The following is a 24313-nucleotide window of genomic DNA, read 5'->3' on the forward strand; positions in this document are numbered from 1 at the left end:
GGTACAGCATGCCCACCCTCACCACCTACACCACGCCCATTCTTGAAGAATGGGTCGATTACAACGGCCACTTGCGCGACGCCTTTTATCTGCTGATTTTCAGCTACGCCACGGATGCCCTGATGGACCGCCTGGGGCTGGACAGCCAGGGCCGCGAAGCCAGCGGTCATTCACTGTTCACCCTGGAGGTGCATCTTAATTACCTGCACGAGGTGAAGCTCGGCGCCCACGTTGAAGTGCGTACCCAGCTCATCGGCCACGACAAAAAACGCCTGCATGTCTATCACAGCCTGCACCTGGCAGGTGATGGGCGAGCCCTCGCGGGCAATGAGCAAATGCTGCTGCACGTGGACTTGGCAGGCCCGCGTTCCGCACCCTTTGGCGAGCACACGCTGGCCGTATTGCAGGCCATCGGGGAGCAACAGCGTGATCTGCCGAGACCCGAGTATGTGAGTCGGGTGATTGCCTTGCCTGTGCCTTAAAACGACCTGTTCTTAGGCATATCAGACATATCACCAAACCGCCCTTGCCCACTGGCTAAAGCCCTACCAGAATCAGACTTCGATCGCGCTTTGTAGAAGGATAAAAAGTCATGATGCACGCGGATTTGATTGATGAGCAGGATCTGGTTGGCCAACTGCGCTCGCTGGGCTTTGAAGTGTCAGGTACGGCGGAGCAGGCCTGCACAACGGCAGTCTGTGGGCTGAACGAGACCAATGCCCGCGCCCTCAAGGGTTTGGTCGAAAAGCTCTACACCGGCAGCGCAACCATTTTACCTGCGGTGCGCGAGGCCATTGACCGGCAGTTGCTGCCGGGCTTGGCGCAGTTCAAGCAGAGCAAGGTCGGGTAAGGCAAAAGCGTCCTCACCCTAGCCCTCTCCCGAAGGGAGGGGGACTAAAAGCAAAAGCAGTTTTGCGCCTCGATACAGATCAAGCGCCCTCCCCACCCCGGGTCAGGGCGCTTTTGACTGTTAAATCCTCACACTGGCAAACGTCGACTCATTGCGCGCCTGATTCAACGCCGACATCGGCCCGGCCAGCGGCGCCAGCAACAGGGACTGCGGGATCTGCACCAGGGTGGTCTGCTGCGCAGTGTTGGAGCCCACCCGCTCATCCCGTGGCGGAATGCCGAAGTATTCGCGGTAGCACTTGGAAAAATGCGGCGTGGACACAAAGCCGCACACCGCCGCCACTTCAATAATCGACATCGGTGTTTGCTTGAGCAACTGCCGCGCCCGCACCAGCCGCAACTTCAGGTAATAGCGCGACGGCGAACAATGCAGGTACTTCTGGAACAAGCGCTCGAGCTGGCGCCGCGACACAGTCACATACACCGCCAGCTCATCAAGGTCGATGGGCTCTTCGAGGTTGGCTTCCATCAACGCGACAATTTCCTGCAGCTTGGGCTGGTTGGTGCCGAGCATGTGCTTGAGCGGCACCCGCTGGTGGTCCTGCTCGTTGCGGATACGTTCATACACAAACATTTCCGAAATCGCCGCCGACAGTTCACGGCCATGATCGCGGCTGATCAGGTGCAGCATCATGTCCAGCGGTGCCGTGCCGCCCGAGCTGGTAAAACGGCTGCGGTCGAGGGTAAACAGCCGCGTGCTCATGGCCACGCGCGGGAAGGCTTCCTGCATCGAGGCCAGGCATTCCCAGTGCACGCTGCAATCAAAACCGTCGAGCAAGCCGGCATAGGCCAGTGCCCAGCTGCCGGTGCACACGGCACCCAGGCGACGGGACTGGCGCGCCTGACTCTGCAACCAGGACACATGCTCACGGGTCACGGTGCGCTGAATGCCGATACCACCACACACGATGACCATGTCCAGCGCCGGAGCCTTGTGCATGCTGGCGTCGGGGGTCACCTGCAGACCGTCACTGGCCCAGACCTGACTGCCATCGGCGCTGAGGGTGCTCCAGCGATACAACTCACGGCCCGACAACTGGTTGGCCATGCGCAAAGGTTCTATCGCGGAAGCCAGGGAAATGAGCGTGAAATTGTCCAGCAGCAGAAAGCCGATGGATTGAGGCGTACGGTTCTGGGGTTGGACCCCGGAGTTGAACGACGTCATCGCGGTATCTCCTCACACAAAGCGGGTGATGGCCTCAGGCACAGGCTCTTGTTATTACCCTCGTTTCACGGGGCTTTGAAATGACAACGCAAATGCCATGCCTAAACTTGAATGGCTATTCAACAAAGCCTGAAAACGACGTCGCAATGTGTCTGGCAGGGTGATGGGAAATGACGGTTAAACACGGATACACAGGTGCTGACCGAGGCTGTTGAGCACATCGGTAGCACTTGTGGGAAGGGTGTAGGAGCTGCTCGGTTACAGAATGTCACCGAAAGTACGAGTGCGCCAAAACGGGTCGGTGTGCGCTGAAAAAGCGCCGAGGCTGTAGGAGCAAGCTCGCTCCCAGAGGTGTTTGGGGGCTCAACATTCCACCGCACTGACCGCCAGGCCGCCGCGCGAGGTTTCCTTGTATTTGTCGTGCATGTCGGCACCGGTGTCGCGCATGGTGCGGATCACCCGGTCCAGGGAAATAAAGTGCTGGCCGTCACCGCGCAAGGCCATCTGCGCCGCGTTGATCGCCTTGACTGCGGCAATCGCGTTGCGCTCGATGCAGGGTACTTGTACCAACCCGCCCACCGGGTCACAGGTCAGGCCCAGGTTATGCTCCAGACCAATTTCAGCGGCGTTGCACAGTTGCTCCGGGGTGGCGCCGAGGATTTGCGCCAGCCCGGCAGCCGCCATCGCGCAGGCCGAGCCGACTTCGCCCTGGCAGCCCACTTCAGCCCCGGAAATCGACGCATTCTTTTTGCACAAAATGCCGATCGCCGCGGCGCTCAGCAGGTAGTCGACCACATGCGCTTCGCTGACTTCATCGCTGAATTTCATAAAGTAGTGCAACACTGCCGGGATGATCCCTGCCGCACCATTGGTGGGCGCCGTGACCATGCGCCCGCCGGCTGCGTTTTCTTCGTTGACCGCCAGGGCGAACAGGTTGACCCATTCCATCGCGCTCAGGGTCGAGCCGATCACATTGGGCTTGCCCAGTTCCAGCAGGCTGCGGTGCAGGCGCGCAGCACGCCGACGTACATTGAGGCCGCCGGGCAGGATGCCTTCATGTTTCAGGCCTTGCTCCACGCAGTCCTGCATGGCGCGCCAAAGTTTGATCAGACCGCAGCGGATTTCATCTTCGCTGCGCCAGATGCGTTCGTTGGCCATCATCAATGCCGCCACGCTCAGGTGATGTGTGCGGCACAGGTCCAGCAGTTCGACGGCACTATTAAAATCGTAAGGCAGCTCGGTGCGATCCATGTCCAATACGCCACTGGCCGCTTGCGCCGCATCCACTACAAAGCCACCGCCAACCGAGTAATAAGTATCGCCATGCAATATGCCGTGCCCGCTGTGCGCTACCAGGGTCATGGCATTGGGATGAAATGCCAGGTTCTCGTCTATCAGGCGCATATCCTGCGCCCAGTCGAACGGAATCGGTACATGGCCGTCGAGTAACAGGGTGCGGCTTTCGCGCAGCTGCGCGATACGCGAACCAATGCAGGACGGATCAATCGCATCCGGCCATTCCCCCATCAAACCCATGATGACCGCGTTGTCACTGCCATGACCGATACCGGTGGCCGACAGCGAGCCATAGAGCTGCACTTCGATACGGCTTACCTGTTGCAGTTGATCGCGTTCACGCAAGCCCTGCACAAACAGCGCCGCCGCCCGCATCGGGCCCACGGTGTGGGAACTGGAAGGGCCGATACCGATCTTGAACAGGTCAAACACGCTGATAGCCATGAGCACGAACCTCGGGGGTGAATGCCTTGCATCATGGGGTGTTTGCAGTCGGCAAAAACGTCCAGCTACGACCCGCCTTTGCCTGCCAGCGCCCCCGACGTTTTATAGGGCGCAGAGGTATGAAAAAGACAGTTTTCAAGCCTCATTCGTCCAGATACGACCTCGCAGGTACTAGATACGACCCTGCCTGTACTGGATGCGACGCCCCCTGTAGGCGTTTGATTTTCGCTGTTACATGATCGGTTCTGACTCGATTGCAAGATGCGCTGGCAACACGCCTGCCGGGCATCGCCCGACCGCAACTGATATGTGCGGCTTTTCGATCGAAAACCGCAACCCGGACACACAGGAGTCGCTCCATGACACATTCCTCATCGTTGTTGCTGGCTGCATTGCTGAGTCTGCCCGTCATCGCCCAGGCAGCAGAACCGGCGCAATGCAGTACCGTCAATTTTTCGGATGTCGGCTGGACCGACATCACCGTCACCACCGCCGTTACCAGCGAAGTGCTCAAGGGCCTGGGCTACAAAACCAAAACCACCATGATTTCCGTGCCGGTTACCTACAAGTCGCTGGCCGATGGCAAGAACATGGACGTGTTTCTCGGCAACTGGATGCCGACCATGGAAAACGACATCAAGGCCTACCGCGACGCGGGCACCGTCGAGACAGTGCGCGCCAACCTGGAGAACGCCAAATACACCCTCGCCGTACCCGAAGCCCTCTATGAGAAGGGCCTCAAGGACTTCTCCGATCTGCCCAAATTCAGCAAGGAACTGGACGGCAAGATCTACGGCATCGAGCCGGGCAACGACGGCAACCGCATGATCCAGACCATGATCGACAAAAACGCCTTCGGCCTGAAGGACGCCGGCTTCAAAGTGGTGGAATCCAGCGAAGCGGGGATGCTGTCGCAGGTTGACCGCGCCCAGCGTCGTGGCACCGAGGTGGTGTTCCTGGGCTGGGAACCCCACCCGATGAACACTCGCTTCAAAATGAAATACCTCACCGGTGGCGATGAGTTCTTCGGCCCCAACTATGGTCAGGCGACCATCTACACCAACACCCGCAAGGGCTACACCGAAGAATGCAGCAACGTGGGTCAGTTACTGAAGAATCTGGTGTTTACCCTGGACATGGAAAGCACCCTGATGGGCAAGGTGCTGGACGACAAGATCAAACCCGACGCGGCCGCCAAAGCCTGGCTCAAACAAAACCCGCAAGTGCTTGAAAGCTGGCTCGCGGGTGTTACCACGGTGGATGGCAAGCCCGGGCTTGAGGCCGTTAAAGCCAGCCTTGCGAAGTAATCGCGGGCGTCGGGCGGCAACTGCGCCCGGCTCCGTTTCAATTCCCCTGCATGCGGACGTTCACTACCATGCTGATTGATCAAAAAATCCCTCTGGGCGATTACATTGCAAACTTCGTCGACTGGCTGACCCAGCACGGCGCCAGCACCTTCGATGCCATCGCCAGCACGCTGGAAGCCATGATCCACGCCGTGACCTTTGCCCTGACCTGGTTCAATCCCTTTGTGTTTATCGGGCTGATTGCACTGTTTGCCCACTTTATCCAGCGCAAGTGGGGGCTCACGGTTTTTGTGGCGCTGTCGTTTCTGCTGATCCTTAACCTGGGGTATTGGCAAGAAACCATGGAAACCCTGGCCCAGGTGCTGTTCGCTACATTTGTATGCGTGATCATCGGCGTGCCGCTAGGAATTCTCGCGGCGCACAAACCCATGTTCTACACCTTTATGCGTCCTGTTCTCGACCTGATGCAGACCGTTCCTACCTTCGTTTACCTGATCCCGACCCTGACCCTGTTCGGGCTGGGCGTGGTGCCGGGGCTGATTTCCACAGTGGTATTTGCCATTGCCGCGCCGATCCGCCTGACTTACCTGGGCATCCGCGATGTCCCCCATGAGTTGCTTGATGCGGGCAAGGCCTTTGGCTGCTCCCGTCGCCAGTTGCTCACCCGTATCGAGCTTCCCCACGCCATGCCGAGCATCGCCGCCGGGATTACCCAATGCATCATGCTGTCATTGTCGATGGTGGTGATCGCCGCCCTGGTGGGTGCCGATGGTCTGGGCAAACCGGTGGTCAATGCCCTCAACACTGCCGATATCGCCTTGGGCTTTGAAGCCGGGCTGGCGATCGTGCTGCTGGCCATCATGCTCGACCGTATCTGCAAGCAGCCGGACGCCAAAGCAGGAGCCGACGCATGAGTATTATCCGTTTCGATAATGTTGACGTGATCTTCGCCAAAGACCCCCGCGCAGCACTCGGCCTTCTGGACCAGGGCTTGTCGCGGGATCAGATCCTGAAAAAAACCGGGCAGATTGTTGGCGTGGAAAAGGCCAGCCTGGACATCGAAAAAGGTGAAATCTGCGTACTGATGGGTTTGTCAGGCTCGGGGAAATCCAGCTTGCTGCGCTGCATCAACGGGCTCAATACGGTCAGTCGCGGCCAGTTGTATGTAGAGCACGAAGGCAAGCAGATAGACATTGCCTCGTGCACCCCTGCCGAACTGAAGATGATGCGCACCAAGCGCATCGCCATGGTGTTTCAGAAATTCGCCCTGATGCCCTGGCTGACGGTGCGCGAAAACATCAGCTTCGGGCTGGAGATGCAGGGCCGTCCCGAAAAGGAACGCCGCACCCTGGTGGATGAAAAACTTGAGCTGGTGGGTCTGACCCAATGGCGCAATAAAAAGCCCGATGAGTTGAGCGGCGGCATGCAGCAGCGGGTTGGCCTGGCGCGGGCACTGGCGATGGACGCCGATATCCTGCTGATGGACGAACCCTTTTCGGCACTTGACCCGTTGATCCGCCAGGGCTTGCAGGATGAGTTGCTGGAACTGCAACACAAGCTGAACAAGACCATTGTGTTTGTCAGCCATGATCTGGACGAAGCACTCAAGCTGGGCAGCCGCATTGCGATCATGAAAGACGGCAAGATCGTGCAGTACAGCAAGCCTGAAGAAATCGTGCTCAACCCCGCCGATGACTATGTACGCACCTTTGTTGCCCATACCAACCCGCTCAACGTGCTGTGCGGACGCAGCCTGATGCGCACACTGGACAACTGCAAACGCATCAATGGCTCGGTGTGCATCGACCCGGGGGATGACTCGTGGATTGATCTGGCGGAGGGCAACACCATAAAAGGCGTGCGCCAGGGTGCTGCTGTGGTGGACCTGCAACACTGGAAAAGCGGTCAGGCAGTAGAAGGCCTGGGGCGTGGGCCAACCCTGGTGGACAGTGGCATCGGCATGCGCGATGCACTACAGATCCGTTACCAGACCGGCAACAAACTGGTGCTGCACGACGATCACAAAGTGGTAGGGATACTGGGGGATACAGAGCTGTATCACGCGCTGCTGGGCAAGAATCTGGGGTAGGCATTACCCTCACCCCAACCCTCTCCCGGAGGGAGAGGGTGAGGGGCTTTTGCAGTTCTTAGCTATATACGCGGCCAAGGAGTTGGCGATGGCTTTCAAACTGATCGAGCACGTCACGGCTGATCTGCTCCTGGGTGAAGCCCATCAAGTCGTACTCCTGGTTACCGTTGTGCAAGTACACCTCAGCGCGGTAATAACGGCTGCGCACTTCGTCTTCACCCGACTCGCTCGGTGCGGCCAGGTAGCCATCCAGGCTGACTTCGTAGACAAACGGGTTGCCTTCTTCCATTTCAACCCGCACGCCCATGCAACGCTTGGCGCTGCCCAGCAGGGTCTGCACATCAAGCCCCTGACTACGCAATTGTACCGCCGCATCTTCCAGTGCCGGGGTCACGTGTTTGTCCATAAAACGCTGCACCACGGCTTGAGTCGGTTGCAGGTCCTGTGCAGTCAGCCGCTCGCTGAAACCACGACGGCCACGGGCAGCCAGCTCGGCTTGTTCCTGTTCAACCAGAGTGTCCTGGCGCATCGCCTTGTGCAGGCCAAACATAAACAGGATCAATACCACCGAAAACGGCAAACCGGCCAGTACCACCATGGTTTGCATCGCCGCAAAGTTACCGGCAAACAGCAGGCCGATAGTCACCAGCGTGATTACCGCCGACCAGAAGATCCGCAGCCAGTGCGGCGCATCTTCGTCCACATCACCGCCTTTGCACGACAGGTTGGCCATCATCACCGCGCCGGAGTCGGCCGGGGTCAGGAACAGCACAAAGCCGACAAAGATCGAGACACCGATAACAATTTTCGACGCAGGGTAATGCTCAAGCAGTTGATAAATCGCCATCGACGGCTGCTCAAGCGCCGTTTTACCCAGCTCCACGGCACCGTGGTTAACCACCAGGTCCAGCGCCGAGTTACCGAAGATCGACAACCAGGCCAAGGTGAAGCCCAGCGGAATCAACAGCACGCCCGCCACCAGTTCACGCACCGTGCGACCACGGGAAATACGCGCGATAAACATCCCGACAAATGGGGCCCAGGAAATCCACCAGGCCCAGTAGAACAGAGTCCACAGGCCCAGCCAGCCTTCGGTTTTCCTGCTGTCGCCTTCGTACACGTACAGGTCGAAGGTTTTCATCACGATACCGTTGAGGTAATCGCCGGTGTTTTGCACAAAACCGTTGAGCAGGTGCAGGGTCGGACCGAACAGCAGCACGAAAATCAGCAGGCCACTGAACAGGATAATGTTCAGGTTGGACAGTCGGCGGATGCCGTTTTCAACGCCCGAGACTGCAGCAATGGTCGCCACGGTGCTCATCACGATGATCACGATCAACAGGTTGGTGTTGCTGTGCTCCATGCCGAACAGGTTCTCAAGCCCCGACGACACCTGCATCGAACCAATGCCCAGGTTGGTCACCAGGCCCAGCAGTGTCACGAACATACCGAAGCCATCCACCGCATGGCCCGCAGCACCTTTGACCCAGCGCTCGCCCATCAACGGATACAGCGCCGAACGCAACGCCAGCGGCTGGTTGTGACGGTAGGCAAAATAGGCCACGGCCAGACCGACCAGCGCGTAAATCGCCCAGCCATGCAGACCCCAGTGCAGGAAAGTCAGTTGCAACGCCTGGCGCGCTGCTTCATGGCTGCCCGACACGCCTTCAGGCGGGTTGAAGTAGTGATCCAGCGGCTCGGATGCGCCGAAGTACAGCAGCGAAATACCGATACCGGACGAGAACAGCATCCCGGCCCAGGCGCCATAGCTGAAATCCGGGGTGTCCTGTTTCGTTCCCAGTTTCAATTTTCCGTAGGACGAAAACGCCAACCCGACCACAAAGATCAGATAAGCAGCGATGACTACCATGTAGTACCAGCCGAAGCTGCGCGACAGCCATTCCTGGGCCACACCCAGGATACGGCCCGCTTCTTCGGGAGCAATGATCAGGATGGCAGTCAGCAAAAGTATCAAGGCAGTGGAGGTGTAAAACACCCAACCGTTGACCGTCACCTTTTGCGGTGGGGTCTTTATAAGAGAGGCAGAACTCATTGCACGGATGCTCCAGGGAGTGCGAGACAAGGACTTAAGGCAACGCACCACACGACCATTCGCCTAGATAGCGACCAACGGTCGAGTGATATAAAGACACCGCTAAAAAACCGGACCCGCCCAGACCGCGTTCAAAACCTGTGTGCGTCCCCTTGAAATCAAGGGCTGCCCCGCGTGGTCTGATGCGTTGTGCCTGTTTGGATCTCCCGTCAGCGCCTGCGAAAGCCTGCTTCTGCTTGGGTTCCATGGGAATTTACCGTGTCGATTTGCGCCATTCATGCGTAGGAAAACGACATAAATCGCGACGATTTGTCGCAGAGCTTATTCTTTGTTGATTGAACGTTCAATCAAAACAAAATAGACTGGCTGCCGTTCAGTGATGTTTTTGCACTGACCGCCGGCCCAAGGAGATTTGCGAAATGCCCAAGGTCGGTATGCAACCCATACGCCGCCAGCAGTTGATCGAAGCCACATTGACGGCTGTCGATCAGGTCGGGATGGCAGATGCCAGCATTGCGCTGATTGCCCGTCTGGCCGGTGTGTCCAACGGCATCATCAGTCACTACTTCAAAGACAAGAACGGTCTGATTGCCGCCACCATGCGGTACTTGATGAACGTCTTGATCGACAACGTCACCGAGCGCCGCCAGGCGTTGGGCGACGACAGCCCGCGGGCTCATTTACAGGTCATCGTCGAGGGCAACTTCGACGCCAGCCAGGTCAATGGCCCGGCAATGAAAACCTGGCTGGCCTTTTGGGCGGCCAGCATGCACCAACCGTCGTTGCACAGATTGCAGCGGATCAACGACCACCGCTTGTACTCCAATCTGTGCTGCCAGTTCCGCCGGGTGTTGCCCCAGGCCCAGGCCCGCAATGCAGCACGAGGCCTGGCAGCGCTCATCGATGGTCTATGGTTGCGGGGTGCCCTTTCCGGTGACGGCTTCGACACCGACCAGGCACAACGCATCTGCTACGAATATATGGATCTACAACTGGCGAAACAGGTGAGTTAGGCCCAATTAACGCTTAACCCCTGAACTGTCGTGAATCTGCGGTGCCACAGCTAGAGGGCACCCGACTCACGATTAACGCCCACCACTTGTCTGCACTTGCGAGGATTTTATGGCCCGTTTCGAACTGCAAAAACTCTACATCGACGGCGGCTACACCGACGCCGGTAGCGACGCTACTTTCGATGCCATCAACCCGGCTAACGGCGAAGTCCTCGCGCAAGTGCAACGCGCTACCAAAGAAGACGTCGAGCGCGCTGTAGTCAGCGCCGAAAAAGGCCAGAAAATCTGGGCCGCCATGACGTCCATGGAGCGTTCGCGCATCCTGCGTCGCGCCGTGGAAATCCTGCGCGAGCGCAACGATGAACTGGCCGCCCTGGAAACCCTGGACACCGGCAAGTCGTACTCCGAAACCCGTTATGTCGACATCGTCACCGGCGCCGACGTACTGGAGTACTACGCTGGCCTGGCGCCCGCCATCGAAGGCGAGCAAATCCCGCTGCGCGACACTTCGTTCGTGTACACCCGTCGCGAGCCGTTGGGCGTTGTGGCCGGTATCGGCGCGTGGAACTACCCGATCCAGATCGCCCTGTGGAAATCCGCACCGGCCCTGGCTGCCGGCAACGCGATGATCTTCAAGCCAAGTGAAGTCACTTCCCTGACTACCCTGAAGCTCGCCGAAGTCTTCACCGCAGCGGGCCTGCCGGACGGCGTGTTCAACGTTCTGACTGGCAGCGGCCGTGAAGTGGGCACCTGGCTGACCGAGCACCCGCGCATCGCGAAAATCTCGTTCACCGGCGGCACCGATACCGGCAAGAAAGTCACCGCCAGTGCTACCCAGTCGTCGCTCAAAGACGTGACCATGGAACTGGGCGGCAAATCACCGCTGATCATTTTCGACGACGCCGACCTGGATCGCGCCGCGGATACCGCGATGATGGCCAACTTCTACAGCTCGGGCCAGGTGTGCACCAACGGCACCCGCGTATTTATCCCGACGGCCATGAAAGCGGCGTTTGAAGCCAAGATTCTGGAGCGCGTAGCGCGCATCCGTATCGGCAACCCGCAAGACGAAAACACCAACTTCGGCCCGCTGGTCAGCTTTGCTCACATGGAAAGCGTGCTGGGCTACATTGCCAAGGGCAAAGAAGAAGGCGCCCGCCTGCTGTGCGGCGGTGAACGCCTGACCGAAGGTGATCTGGCCAAAGGCGCATTCGTGGCACCGACCGTGTTCACCGACTGCACCGATGACATGACCATCGTCAAAGAAGAAATCTTCGGCCCGGTCATGAGCATCCTCACCTACGACAGCGAAGAAGAAGTGATCCGCCGCGCCAACGACACCGAGTTCGGCCTGGCTGCCGGCGTCGTGACCAAGGACCTGAACCGCGCTCACCGCGTGATTCATCAGCTGGAAGCGGGCATTTGCTGGATCAACGCCTGGGGTGAGTCCGACGCAAAAATGCCGGTGGGCGGCTACAAGCAATCGGGCATTGGCCGTGAAAACGGTATCAGCTCGCTGGCTCAGTACACCCAGATCAAATCGGTACAGGTAGAGCTGGGCGACTACGTTTCGGTGTTCTAAACCGACAGGCCCGCATAAACCCTGTGGGAGCGGGCTTGCTCGCGATACAGGCGACGCGGTGCATCAGTTGCACCGCGCTGATGCAATCGCGAGCAGGCTCGCTCCCACAAGCTCTGCCACAACTTCAAAGAGGGTGCATTTATGTCCCAAGAATTCGATTACATCATCATTGGTGCCGGCTCTGCCGGTAACACCCTGGCGACCCGTCTGACTGAAGACCAAGGCGTCACCGTGCTGCTGCTTGAAGCAGGCGGCCCGGACTACCGTTTCGACTTCCGCACGCAGATGCCTGCGGCGCTGGCATTCCCGCTGCAAGGGCGTCGCTACAACTGGGCCTTCGAGACCGATCCAGAGCCACACATGGATAACCGTCGCATGGAATGTGGCCGCGGCAAGGGCCTGGGCGGTTCGTCCCTGATCAACGGCATGTGCTACATCCGCGGTAACGCGATGGACTACGACGGCTGGGCGAAATACCCGGGCCTCGAAGACTGGTCGTACCTGGACTGCCTGCCGTACTTCCGCAAAGCCGAAACCCGCGATATCGGCCCCAACGACTACCACGGTGGCGATGGTCCGGTCAGCGTGACCACGCCCAAAGCCGGGAACAACGTGTTGTTCCACGCCATGGTTGAAGCCGGTGTACAGGCCGGTTACCCGCGCACCGAAGACCTGAACGGCTATCAGCAGGAAGGTTTCGGCCCGATGGACCGTACCGTGACGCCGAACGGCCGTCGCGCCAGTACCGCCCGCGGCTACCTGGACACGGCCAAGCAGCGTTCGACCCTGAAAATCGTCACCCACGCCCTGACCGACAAGATCCTGTTTGAAGGTAAACGCGCCGTTGGCGTTTCCTATATGGTCGGCGACAGCGACACCCGCATCCAGGCCAAGGCCCGCAAGGAAGTGCTGCTGTGCAGCGGCGCAATCGGCTCGCCAACCGTGCTGCAACGCTCCGGCGTCGGCCCGGCCGAACTGCTCAACAGCCTCGATATCCCGGTGGTGCACGACCTCCCGGGCGTTGGCCAGAACCTGCAGGATCACCTTGAGTTGTACCTGCAATACGCCTGCACCCAGCCGGTGTCGCTGTACCCGTCGCTGCTTTGGTACAACCAGCCGGCCATTGGTGCCGAGTGGCTGTTCCTGGGCAAAGGCATCGGTGCCAGCAACCAGTTTGAAGCCGGTGGTTTTATTCGCACCCGCGAAGAATTCGAATGGCCGAACATCCAGTACCACTTCCTGCCGGTAGCGATTAACTACAACGGCAGCAACGGGGTGAAAGAACACGGTTTCCAGGCGCACATGGGCTCCATGCGTTCGCCGAGCCGTGGCCGGATCAATGTGAAGTCCAAGGACCCGCGCGAGTATCCGAGCATCCTGTTCAACTACATGGCCAGCGAGCAGGACTGGCAGGAATTCCGCGACGGCATCCGCCTGACCCGTGAAATCATGCAGCAGCCAGCACTGGATGCATTCCGTGGCCGTGAAATCAGCCCGGGCATCGACAAGCAGACCGACGAAGAGCTGGATACCTTTATCCGCGAACACGCCGAGACCGCGTTCCACCCGTCCTGCTCGTGCAAAATGGGCACCGACGAAATGGCTGTAGTCGACGGCGAAGGCCGTGTGCATGGCATGCAGGGCCTGCGTGTGGTCGATGCCTCGATCATGCCGCTGATCACCACCGGCAACCTCAATGCACCGACGATCATGATCGCCGAGAAAATTGCCGACAAGATCCGTGGCCGCCAGCCGGAGCCGCGCAGCACTGCCGACTACTACGTCGCAGGCGACGCGCCGGTACGCGGCAAGCCGCTGCGTGAAGTGAGCCGTACTGCGCAGTAAGCACTATCCGTAGCAGTTGACGAGCGGAGCGAGGCTACGTCCGGCGGCACAGCCGTCGTAAATTCAGGTGATGCGGTTCTTCTGATGAATCGCGTCATCTGGTTTCACGGTCGCTTCGCAACCGGACGCAGCCTCCTTCCTTCGGCAGCTGCTACGAATTTTGTGTAACTCTTGAGTTTCATCTTGCCCCGCTTGCCCCCGCTTCAGCGCAGGCCTAATCTAGTGCCTCGCTTCGCGCCACACCCCCCCGCCCCACCCGACATGCCAGCCTTGCCTGGCCAAGAGGTTTTCTATGTTTGATGTTGTCTCTTCGAGCAAATGGCCGACCGGCTTCCTGATTAATCCAAACGCAGAACCTCTCGATCCAAAATGGCTCACCGAATTCAGCAAGATCCCCGCAGCCGCAGTCAGTGACTGTCTGGGCCGCAACGTGGGTGGCCTGGGCCTCAAGCCGTTCCACGGTACCCGCCCGATGCTGGGCAGCGCGCTGACCGTCCGTGTACGCCCGGGCGACAACCTGATGATCCTCAAAGCCATGCAAATGGCCCGCCCCGGCGATGTGCTGGTGATCGACGGCAGTGCCGACCTGACCCGTGCCGTGTTCGGCGGCATCATGCGTGCCATGGCCCTCAAGGCCGGGATTGTCGGCGTGGTGATCAACGGCGCCCTGCGCGACCTCGACGAGTGGCAGACCGGTGAACTGCCCGCCTATGCCATCGGCGGCGTACATCGCGGTCCGAGCACTGACGGCGGCGGCGAAATCAACGTCCCCATCTCGTGTGCCGGTATGCTGGTAATGCCAGGCGACCTGATGATCGGCGACGGTGACGGCGTGGTTGCGGCTTCGCGCAGTGAACTGCCGGAATTGCTCAAGCGTTGCCACGATCTGCTGGCCCGTGAACAGGCAACGCTCAAGGCAATCAAAGAAGGCACCCTGGACCCGGACCGTTTTGACGCCATCCTGCGCGCCAAGGGTTGCCCGGTTTAACACGCTACGCGCGCCCCTGTGGGAGCGGGCTTGCTCGAGATGGCATCACCGCGGTCCAGCGGGTTAACCGCACTGCCTGCATCGTGAGCAAGCCCGCTCCCACAGACCCACCAAGTCCAAGGAGGTCTGTGCATGTTCGATTTCTACCCTCAGCTCAAGCAGCGCTTTGCCGCGCTGCGCACCCGGGCCGAGTTCTTTTCGTTACGCTATGTACGCGAGTCCGGGCAAAACCTGTCGGTACGCAAGAACGTCGCAGAGCCTCCCTCATTCAGTCACGACCAGGGCGCCATGCTCACCGTGCGGTTGCGCGGTATCGAAGCCTACGCCGCCACCAACGACCTGTCCCAGGCCGGCCTGCAGGCGGCCCTCGACCGCGCCGAAGCCCAGGCCCAGCTGATCGCCGGGCATGCCCTGCTCAACCTGAGCCAGGAGCCGGTGTGCCATGAGCGCGCCGATTTTTTCTCTCCCGACCTCGACCAGGCCTTCCCGTCACTGAGTGAGTGCTTCGAGCTGCTGAGCGCCGAGTCGGCCGCCGTGCCCAAAGACGAGCGGCTGGTGAGCTGGGTGGTTTCACTGGGCCTCAATCACGTCGAGCAAATTTACCTGAACAGCGCCGGCGCCGAGCTGCGCCGGGCGCAGCGCTTTGTTTACCCGGGCATGAGTGTCACTGCCTATGACGGCAACGATAGCCAGAGCCGTAGCCTGGGCCGCGAAAACTTCGGCCAGCAAGGTGGCGCCGATGTGATCAGCCGCTGCGGGCTGATCGGTGCCGCACCCCAGGTCGCCGATCAGGCCCTGCAATTGCTGCTGGCACCCAATGCTCCGGTCGGCAAACGCGATCTGCTGCTGATGCCCGACCAGATGATCCTGCAAATCCATGAGTCCATCGGACACCCGCTGGAACTGGATCGCATTCTCGGTGACGAGCGCAATTACGCCGGTACCAGCTTCGTCAAGGCCAGCGACTTCGGCAGCCTGCAATATGGCTCAAAGCTGCTGAACGTGACCTTCGACCCAACCATCCCCGAGGAGCTCGCCAGCTACCGCTTCGACGACGACGGCACCCCGGCCTACAAGGAGTTCCTGATCCGCGAAGGCTTGCTGCTACGCCCGCTGGGTGGCGCACTGTCACAGTTCCGCTCGGGCCTCGAAGGCGTGGCCAACAGCCGCGCCTGCGGCTGGAACCGGCCACCGATTGACCGTATGGCCAACCTCAATATCGAGCCAGGCGATCAGTCGCTTGAGCAAATGATCGGCGGTATCGAAAGCGGCATTCTGATGGCCACCAACCGGTCCTGGTCGATCGACGACGCGCGCAACAAGTTCCAGTTCGGTTGCGAGTGGGGCCAGTTGATCGAGGAGGGTGAACTCAAGGGCGTGGTCAAGAACCCCAACTACCGGGGCATTTCCGATCAGTTCTGGCGCAACCTCAGCGCCGTGGGCGACGCCAGCACTTTCAAGGTGCTGGGCACCCCGAACTGCGGCAAGGGCGAACCCAACCAGGTGATCCGCGTGGGCCATGCGTCCCCCGCCTGCGTGTTCAGTCAAATCGATGTGTTTGGAGGTGATGCCTGATGAGTACCCCATTGAGTCAGGCCGAGCAGTTCAAGGGGTTGGTCGAGTGGTTGGGCAAAGCGATCCTTGCGCCTGAGCAGTTCACCCTGGGCTATAACGGCGAAGCATCGGAATTTATCCGTTTCAACAAGGGCAAGGTGCGTCAGGCCGGGCAGGTGCAACAGGCCAGCCTGAGCCTGAAGCTGATCCACGACGGCCGCCACGCCGATGTGAACCTCACCCTGGCTGGCGAGCCTAATGTCGACAAACAGCGCCTGGCCGATGCCCTGCGGCAACTGCGCGACACCTTGCCATTGTTGCCCGCCGATCCGTATTTACTGCTCAACCCGCAGCCGTGGAACAGCCATAACGTGCAGAACCAGCCCCTGCCGGACACGGCCCGGGTTCTGGAAGAAATCCGCAGTGCATCCAAAGGCGTAGATCTGGTCGGATTTTATGCCAGCGGCCCGATCAGCTACGGCTATGCCAGCTCCGAGGGCGCGTTTGGCTGGCATCAGGCCAATAGCTTCAATTTCGACTGGAGTTTGTTCCACAGCAACGGTCAGGCGGTCAAGGCCAGCTACGCCGGCGCCGACTGGGACAGCGAACGTTTCGCCCGGCGCATGCAACTGGCCCGCGAGCAACTGAGTTTCCTCGATCGCCCGCTGCATGCCCTGGCGCCCGGTGAGTACCGGGCCTACCTGGCGCCGGCGGCGCTGGAAGAAGTGATGAGCATGCTGTGCTGGGGCGGTTTTTCGGCCCAGGCACTGGCCAGCAAATCCAGCCCGCTGCAAAAGCTCTACGCGGGCGATGCGCAACTGAGCCCGCTGGTGTCGTTTGACGAGCAGGTCAGCCAGTCCCTGAGCCCGGCGTTTTCCGGCGAGGGGTACCCGCGTCAGGACTTGTCGCTGGTCAAACACGGCAAGGCCGAACAGCAACTGGTGAGTTCTCGCAGTGCCGCCGAGTATGGCCTTGAGGTCAACGGCGCACCGGAGGGCGAAGCCCCGAGCGCACTGGCGATGGCGGCAGGGAGCCTGGTGCAGGCCGACATCCTCAAGCAGTTGGGCACCGGGTTGTATATCAGCAACCTGTGGTACCTGAACTACTCGGACCAACCGGCCGCCCGCCTGACCGGCATGACCCGCTTTGCCACTTTCTGGGTGGAAAACGGCGAGATAAAGGCCCCGGTCAACACCATGCGCTTTGATGACAGCGTCTATAGTCTGCTGGGTTCACAACTGGAAGCGCTGACAGCCGAGCGTGAGTTGTTGCTGTCGGCCAGCACCTACGACCAGCGCCAGACGGCGTCGAATCTGCTGCCGGGGGCATTGGTCAAAAAGCTCACGCTGACGCTGTAACACCTGTGGGAGCGGGCTTGCTCGCGATTGCGTCGCCGCGGTTTACCTGAAAAACCCGGGTGTCTGCATCGCGAGCAAGCTCGCTCCCACAGAGGATTATCGACAGTCCATAAAAAGAGGTCCTATGCCCGTACGCCCGGTTCTAAGCCCTGAAACCCTGCGCTGGTTGCCGTGGGTGGTGGCCATCGCGTTTTTCATGCAGTCGCTCGACGGCACCATCCTCAACACCGCCCTGCCCGACATGGCCCGCGACCTCGACGAAAACCCGCTGCGCATGCAAGGTGTGATCGTTGCCTACATGCTCACCGTTGCCTTGCTGATCCCGGCCTCGGGGTGGATCGCCGACCGCTTCGGCACCAAAAAAATCTTTTTCAGCGCCATCCTGCTGTTCAGTTTCGGCTCGTTGCTCTGCGCCCTGTCCGGCACTCTCAACGAGCTGATCGGCGCACGGATCGTCCAGGGCCTGGGTGGTGCCCTGATGCTGCCCATCGGCCGGCTGGTGGTGCTCAAGGCCTATCCGCGCTCGGAGCTGGTGCGGATCATGGGTTTTATCACCATTCCCGGCCTGCTCGGCCCGCTGATCGGCCCCACGATGGGCGGCTGGATGGTGCAGTACCTGAGCTGGCACTGGATTTTCCTGATCAACCTGCCCGTGGGCGTTCTCGGTTGCTGGGCCGTCTGGCACTTCATTCCGGATTTGCGCGGCAGCGAGCGCACCCGTTTTGACGGGTTGGGTTTTGTGCTGTTTGGCGCGGCGATGGTGTTTATCACCATTGCCATGGAAGGCCTGGGCGAGCTGCATATGCCGCACCTGCGGGTGATGTTGCTGCTGTTTGCGGGCATGGCCTGTCTGGCAGCGTACTGGTTACGCGCGGGCAATATCAGCAACCCGCTGTTCTCCCCGGTGCTGTTCAAAACCAAGACCTTCGCAGTGGGCATCCTCGGTAACCTGTTCGCCCGCCTGGGCAGCGGCGCCCTGCCGTTTCTGGTGCCCTTGCTGTTGCAGGTCGCGCTGGGCTATTCCCCGTCACAGGCCGGGATGAGCATGCTGCCACTGGCCGCGGCCGCCATGCTGGCCAAATGGGTGGCCAGGCCATTGATCGAGCGCGTGGGATACCGCACCGTGCTGACGGCCAACACCTTCGCCCTTGGCCTGATGCTGGCCAGCATGGGGCTGGTTACCGAACACACGCCATACCCGTTGTTGCTGTCAATGCTGGCCGTTTTGGGAGCGATCAACTCATTGCAGTTCACCGCCATGAACACCGTCACCCTGATCGATCTCGACGACGCCAGCGCCAGCAGCGGCAACAGTTTGCTGTCGGTGGTGGCGCAACTGTCCCTGAGCCTGGGCGTGGCTTGCGCCGGGGCATTGCTTGGCGGCTTTACCGGGGATGGCGGCAACGATGGGGTGGACACGGTGCTGGGCGCGTTCCAGCTGACCTTCCTCACAGTAGGGATCATGGCGATGCTGGCAGCGGCGATATTCCTGCAACTGTCACCCCAGGATGGCCGCAAACCCAAGGCCAACTCGGAACATGAGCTGGAACATTAAGCTACTTTTCGCCAAGAACTGGATGACATCTCGTCCAGAATGTTCAGGCAAAGGGCATGGGACTGGTACACTGCGCGACATTTTGTTTTGCAGGCCAGTCCCGTGACCACCATTGCCACCGCTTTTAACACTCTGCCTCTGTCCGCCGCCATGCTGGCTAACCTCGACTCCCTCGGTTATGCCCAGATGACGCCGATTCAGGCGCAGAGCTTGCCGGTGATCCTCAAAGGCATGGACCTGATCGCCCAGGCCAAGACCGGTAGTGGCAAAACTGCCGCCTTCGGCATCGGCCTGCTGAACCCGATCAACCCGCGCTTCTTCGGCTGCCAGGCCCTTGTGATCTGCCCGACCCGCGAACTGGCTGACCAGGTCGCCAAGGAAATCCGCCGCCTGGCCCGCGCCGAAGACAACATCAAGGTGCTGACCCTGTGTGGCGGCGTGTCGTTCGGCCCGCAGATCGGTTCGCTGGAGCACGGCGCGCACATCATCGTCGGCACTCCGGGGCGTATCCAGCAACACTTGCGCAAAGGCTCGCTGGTACTGGACGGTCTGAACACCCTGGTACTGGACGAAGCTGACCGCATGCTGGACATGGGCTTCTATGACGCCATCGAAGACATCATTGTCAAAACCCCGGAGCGTCGCCAGACCTTGCTGTTCTCGGCCACTTACCCGGCCGGTATCAAGCAGCTGGCGTCCAAGTTCATGCGCAACCCTCAGCAGGTAAAAGCAGAGGCGCTGCACACTGACAGCCAAATCGAGCAGCGTTTCTACGAAATCTCGCCTGAAGAGCGCATGAGCGCCGTGACCAAGGTACTGGGCCACTTCCGCCCGCAGTCCTGCGTGGCGTTCTGCTTCACCAAGCAGCAGGTGCAGGAAACCGTTGATCACCTGACCTCCAAGGGCATTTCGGCCGTCGGCCTGCACGGCGACCTGGAGCAGCGCGACCGTGACCAGGTACTGGCCATGTTTGCCAACCGTTCGACTTCGGTACTGGTTGCCACCGACGTAGCCGCCCGTGGTCTGGACATCGACGCGCTGGACATGGTGCTCAACGTTGAGCTGGCCCGCGATTCGGAAATCCATATTCACCGTGTTGGCCGTACCGGCCGTGCGGGCGAAAAAGGCGTGGCCATCAGCCTGGTTGCACCGTCCGAAGCGCACCGCGCCCAGGCCATCGAGCAGTTGCAGAAAGCTCCGCTGAACTGGGAAACCCTGGACACCCTCACCTCTCAGGGCGGCGCACCGTTGCTGCCGGCCATGAGCACACTGGTGATCGGCGCAGGTCGTAAAGACAAGGTTCGCCCAGGCGATATCCTTGGCGCACTGACCGGCGACGCAGGCATTCCGGGGGCCCAGGTTGGCAAGATCGCCATCTTTGACTTCCAGGCCTATGTGGCGGTTGACCGCACCATTGCCAAGCAGGCTGCACAGCGCCTGAGCGAAGGCAAAATCAAAGGCCGCGTATTGCGCGTGCGGGTTTTGTAAGACGCTTCAAGAGCCCCCTCACCCCAACCCTCTCCCGGAGGGAGAGGGGGCAGATTTGCATAGAATTCGAAATCACCCTGGTCAAGCTCCCTCTCCCTCAGGGAGAGGGCTGGGGTGAGGGCTGCTTTTACCGAGGACACCGCTTTGCGCTCTACCGACGTTGTGATTATTGGCGCTGGCGCCGCAGGCCTGATGTGCGCACTGACCGCCGCCAACCGTGGGCGCAAGGTGATGCTGATCGACCACGCCAACAAGGCAGGCAAAAAGATCCTGATGTCGGGCGGTGGCCGCTGCAACTTCACCAACATGTACACCGAGCCCAACAATTTCCTGTCGCAGAACCCGCACTTTTGCAAGTCGGCCCTGGCCCGCTACACCCAGTGGGACTTTATCGAGATGGTCGCCAAACACGGCGTGCCCTACCACGAGAAAAAACTCGGCCAGCTGTTTTGCGACAACAAATCCAGCGACATCCTCGAAATGCTCCTCGACGAGTGCAAACAGGCCGGCGTCAGCCTGCACCTGGACACTTCAGTCGAACAGATCGAAAAAACCGACAACGGCTACAGCCTCAATACAACGCTGGGGCCGGTTGACTGCCAGTCTCTGGTGGTCGCCACCGGCGGGCTGTCGATCCCGACCCTGGGCGCCACAGGCTTCGGCTATCAAATCGCCAAACAGTTCGGCCACACCTTGCTGCCAACCCGCGCAGGCCTGGTGCCGTTCACCATCACCGATCAGCTCAAAGAGATCTGCACCGAGCTGTCGGGCACGTCGGTGGATTGCCTGGTGAGCTGCAACGATCAGAGCTTTCGCGAAAATATCCTGTTCACCCACCGTGGTTTGAGCGGGCCGGCGATCTTGCAGATTTCCTCGTTCTGGAACCCCGGCGACACGGTTGAGATCAATCTGCTGCCCGACCTCGACGCCCTGAGCTGGCTGCAAACACAGCAGGCTGAACGCCCCAACAGCGAGTTGAAAACCCTGCTGGGTGAAATCTTCACCAAGAAGATGGCCAATCTGCTGGCCGAGCACTGGTTCGAGTCCAAGCCAATGAAGCAGTACACCCCGGCGGAGCTGGCGCAGGTGGCGGACAAACTGGCGTGCTGGAAGGTGGTCCCCGCGGGCACCGAAGGTTATCGCACCGCTGAAGTGACCCTGGGTGGGGTCGATACCCGCGAAGTGTCGTCCAAGACCATGGAATCGCTGAAAAGCCCCGGCCTGTATTTTGTCGGCGAAGTGCTGGATGTAAGCGGCCATCTTGGCGGCTTCAACTTCCAGTGGGCGTGGGCTTCGGGGTATGCAGCGGCGCAGTACGTCTGACCTGCCCCCCGTAGCCGCTGCTGCAACCTGCAGCAGCGACGGCAGGGGCGCATGAAAAATATTTTTGGTTCGATGTGACAGCCCCATTGCACTGTCGTCTTATCTGGCTCAAGTTAGCGAATCACGAGCCAGGCACCGCCACTTCATGTCATCGAAAAGCTTTCAGCATTCCCTGCGCCGCCTGTGGGCACTGGACAAGTTCAGTTACAGCGTGCGGGTATTTGTCGCCCTGACCGGCAGCATGGCTTTTTGCTGGTATCAGGATGAGATGTCACTGCTGATCCCGTTGTTTCTGGGGGTTATCGCCAGTGCGCTGTCTGAAACCGATGACAGCTGGCAAGGCCGTCTCAACGCCTTGCTGGTGACGCTGGTGTGTTTCACCGCCTCGGCCCTGAGTGTCGAGTTGCTTTTCCCCTACCCCTGGCTGATGGTCTGCGCGCTGGCCCTGGCCAGTTTCGGCCTGACCATGCTCGGCGCGCTGGGCGAGCGCTACGGGGCGATTGCTTCAGCCACACTGATTCTGGCCGTGTACACCATGATCGGCGTGGATCAGCGCGGCGGCGAAGTCACCAACTTCTGGCATGAACCCTTGCTGCTGGTGGCCGGTGCCGCCTGGTACGGGATACTGTCGGTGCTGTGGCAGGCGCTGTTTTCCAATCAGCCGGTGCAACAGAGCCTGGCCCGGTTGTTCTGGGAACTGGGGCTGTATCTGAAGATCAAGTCGGCGCTGTTCGAGCCCATCCGCAAACTGGACGTGGAAGCGGGACGGCTGGAACTGGCCCGGCAAAACGGCAGGGTGGTGGCGGCGCTGAACACCGCCAAGGAAATTATCCTGCACCGGGTCGGCAATACTCGGCCAGGTTCCAAACTCAGCCGCTACCTCAAGCTGTATTTCCTCGCCCAAGACATCCACGAACGTGCCAGCTCGTCGCATTACCCGTACAACGCCCTGGCCGACGCCTTCTTCCACAGTGATGTGATGTTCCGCTGCCAACGTCTGCTGCGCCAGCAAGGCGTGGCCTGCCAGCGCCTGTCGGAGTCGATCAAGCTGCGCCAGCCATTCGTCTATGACGACAGCTTTGCCGAGGCTCTGGGAGACCTGCACGCCTCCCTCGAACACTTGCGCATCCAGAGCAACCCGGCCTGGCGCGGACTGTTGCGCTCACTGCGGGCACTGGCCGCCAACCTCGGCACCCTCGACCGCCTGCTGAGCGATGCAAGCAACCCCGACACCCTGGCCGATGCCACCGATAGCAGCCTGCTCGACCGCTCGCCACGCAACCTCAAGGATGTCTGGTCACGCCTGCGCCAGCATCTGACACCCACCTCGCTGATCTTCCGCCACGCCTTGCGCCTGCCCCTGGCGCTGAGTATCGGTTTTGCGATGGTGCACTGGATTCACCCAAGCCAGGGCTACTGGATCATCCTCACCACGCTGTTCGTGTGCCAGCCAAGCTACGGCGCCACGCGGCGCAAGTTCAGCCAGCGGATTATCGGCACGGCCATCGGCCTGGCCGTGGGCTGGGCGTTGTTCGATCTGTTCCCCAACCCGCTGGTGCAGTCGATGTTTGCCGTCGTGGCCGGGGTGGTGTTCTTTATCAACCGCACCACGCGCTACACCCTGAGCACGGCGGCCATCACCCTGATGATTCTGTTTTGCTTCAATCAGGTGGGCGATGGTTACGGACTGTTCCTGCCGCGCCTGTTCGACACCCTGGTGGGTAGCGTGATCGCGGCAGCGGCGGTGTTCCTGTTCTTGCCTGACTGGCAGGGCCGTCGCCTGAACCAGGTGCTGGCCAATACCCTGAGCTGCAACAGCCAGTACCTGCGCCAGATCATGCAGCAATATGCCCAGGGTAAAAGCGACAGCCTGGCCTATCGGTTGGCACGGCGTAACGCACATAACGCCGATGCGGCGCTGTCGACCACCCTGGCCAATATGCTGATGGAACCCGGGCATTTCCGTAAGGATGCAGACATGGGCTTCCGCTTTTTGGTGCTGTCCCACACTTTGCTCAGTTACCTCTCTGGCCTGGGCGCCCACCGCGACACCCAATTGCCTGCCGAAGTGCGCGAGCAGTTGATTGAAGGGGCCGGGAGCAAGATTGCCGACAGCATCGACCAGATTGCCCAGGGCCTGGCCACCAAGCAGGCGGTTGCAGTGCAAAGTGATGAGGAAGAGGCCCTGGCCGGCGAACTTGAACAAATGCCCGATGAAATAGATGAAAACCAGAGGCTGGTACAAACCCAACTGGCGCTGATTTGCCGCCAGCTCGGGCCACTGCGCACCCTGGCCGCGCATTTGGTCAAGGCACCTTAGGCCTTGGCGCCAGTCGGCATCACG

18 protein-coding genes are annotated in these 24313 nt (G+C 60.2%); 15 read left to right on the forward strand and 3 right to left on the reverse strand.

The features are described from left to right. Nucleotides 1-8: 8 nt before the first annotated feature. A complete protein-coding gene (locus GHO42_RS24180) occupies nt 9-482 on the forward strand; it encodes a thioesterase family protein (RefSeq protein ID WP_094999817.1) in 474 nt (157 codons plus the stop codon). Between the two features lie 110 nt (nt 483-592). Next, on the forward strand, nt 593-850 hold the full coding sequence (locus GHO42_RS24185; protein ID WP_094999816.1) for a hypothetical protein: 258 nt from the start codon (nt 593-595) through the stop codon (nt 848-850). A 120-nt stretch (nt 851-970) separates the two neighbouring features. Here GHO42_RS24185 and GHO42_RS24190 read toward each other — a convergent pair whose 3' ends face one another. Both GHO42_RS24190 and GHO42_RS24195 read right to left on the reverse strand, forming a co-directional pair. Further along, nucleotides 971-2074, reverse strand: a complete 1104-nt coding sequence (locus tag GHO42_RS24190) for a GlxA family transcriptional regulator (protein WP_088378748.1) — start codon at nt 2072-2074, stop codon at nt 971-973. 363 nt (nt 2075-2437) lie between these two features. Beyond that, nucleotides 2438-3814, reverse strand: a complete 1377-nt coding sequence (locus tag GHO42_RS24195) for an L-serine ammonia-lyase (RefSeq protein ID WP_095019591.1) — start codon at nt 3812-3814, stop codon at nt 2438-2440. Nucleotides 3815-4173: 359 nt separating this feature from the next. Here GHO42_RS24195 and GHO42_RS24200 point away from each other — a divergent pair, with 359 nt between their 5' ends. The 3 genes from GHO42_RS24200 to choV all read left to right on the forward strand — a co-directional run bounded on the left by GHO42_RS24200 (nt 4174) and on the right by choV (nt 7210). Further along, nucleotides 4174-5121: a choline ABC transporter substrate-binding protein gene (locus GHO42_RS24200; protein ID WP_095019590.1), complete on the forward strand. Its 948-nt coding sequence runs from the start codon at nt 4174-4176 to the stop codon at nt 5119-5121. A 68-nt stretch (nt 5122-5189) separates the two neighbouring features. Then, nucleotides 5190-6035: a choline ABC transporter permease subunit gene (gene choW / locus GHO42_RS24205; protein ID WP_094999813.1), complete on the forward strand. Its 846-nt coding sequence runs from the start codon at nt 5190-5192 to the stop codon at nt 6033-6035. Next, on the forward strand, nt 6032-7210 hold the full coding sequence (gene choV, locus GHO42_RS24210) for a choline ABC transporter ATP-binding protein (RefSeq protein ID WP_094999812.1): 1179 nt from the start codon (nt 6032-6034) through the stop codon (nt 7208-7210). Before choW ends, choV begins: the two co-directional genes overlap by 4 nt. 58 nt (nt 7211-7268) lie before the next feature. On the opposite strand, the gene GHO42_RS24215 is transcribed toward choV, so the two are convergent. Continuing rightward, on the reverse strand, nt 7269-9206 hold the full coding sequence (locus GHO42_RS24215; RefSeq protein WP_238705530.1) for a BCCT family transporter: 1938 nt from the start codon (nt 9204-9206) through the stop codon (nt 7269-7271). A 476-nt stretch (nt 9207-9682) separates the two neighbouring features. On the opposite strand from GHO42_RS24215, the gene betI reads away from it, so the two are divergent. From betI to yccS, 10 genes are all read left to right on the forward strand, one after another. After that, a complete protein-coding gene (gene betI, locus GHO42_RS24220) occupies nt 9683-10276 on the forward strand; it encodes a transcriptional regulator BetI (protein WP_094999810.1) in 594 nt (197 codons plus the stop codon). Nucleotides 10277-10385: 109 nt separating this feature from the next. Then, nucleotides 10386-11858 carry a betaine-aldehyde dehydrogenase gene (gene betB / locus GHO42_RS24225; protein WP_094999809.1) on the forward strand — a complete coding sequence of 491 codons (1473 nt, stop codon included), beginning with the start codon at nt 10386-10388 and terminating at the stop codon, nt 11856-11858. Nucleotides 11859-11999: 141 nt separating this feature from the next. Continuing rightward, a complete protein-coding gene (betA, locus tag GHO42_RS24230; protein WP_094999808.1) occupies nt 12000-13703 on the forward strand; it encodes a choline dehydrogenase in 1704 nt (567 codons plus the stop codon). 292 nt (nt 13704-13995) lie between these two features. Beyond that, on the forward strand, nt 13996-14691 hold the full coding sequence (locus GHO42_RS24235; protein ID WP_153326889.1) for an RraA family protein: 696 nt from the start codon (nt 13996-13998) through the stop codon (nt 14689-14691). Between the two features lie 132 nt (nt 14692-14823). Then, a complete protein-coding gene (locus GHO42_RS24240) occupies nt 14824-16266 on the forward strand; it encodes a TldD/PmbA family protein (RefSeq protein ID WP_153326892.1) in 1443 nt (480 codons plus the stop codon). Beyond that, nucleotides 16266-17603: a TldD/PmbA family protein gene (locus GHO42_RS24245; protein ID WP_094999805.1), complete on the forward strand. Its 1338-nt coding sequence runs from the start codon at nt 16266-16268 to the stop codon at nt 17601-17603. Before GHO42_RS24240 ends, GHO42_RS24245 begins: the two co-directional genes overlap by 1 nt. A 124-nt stretch (nt 17604-17727) precedes the next feature. Continuing rightward, nucleotides 17728-19158, forward strand: coding sequence for a multidrug transporter subunit MdtD (gene mdtD / locus GHO42_RS24250; RefSeq protein ID WP_095017825.1), 1431 nt, complete (start codon nt 17728-17730; stop codon nt 19156-19158). Between the two features lie 150 nt (nt 19159-19308). Beyond that, the gene (dbpA, locus tag GHO42_RS24255; RefSeq protein WP_256670565.1) at nt 19309-20646 is read left to right on the forward strand and encodes an ATP-dependent RNA helicase DbpA; all 1338 of its coding nucleotides are present in this window, start codon (nt 19309-19311) and stop codon (nt 20644-20646) included. Nucleotides 20647-20790: 144 nt separating this feature from the next. After that, entirely contained in the window at nt 20791-21969 is a 1179-nt protein-coding gene (locus GHO42_RS24260; RefSeq protein WP_016782593.1) for an NAD(P)/FAD-dependent oxidoreductase, read from the forward strand. A 145-nt stretch (nt 21970-22114) separates the two neighbouring features. After that, nucleotides 22115-24289, forward strand: coding sequence for a YccS family putative transporter (yccS, locus tag GHO42_RS24265; protein ID WP_095020479.1), 2175 nt, complete (start codon nt 22115-22117; stop codon nt 24287-24289). The last annotated feature ends 24 nt before the right edge of the window (nt 24290-24313 follow it).

This window comes from Pseudomonas sp. FSL R10-0056 (assembly GCF_009600105.1).
GTDB classification, from domain to species: domain Bacteria; phylum Pseudomonadota; class Gammaproteobacteria; order Pseudomonadales; family Pseudomonadaceae; genus Aquipseudomonas; species Aquipseudomonas bubulae.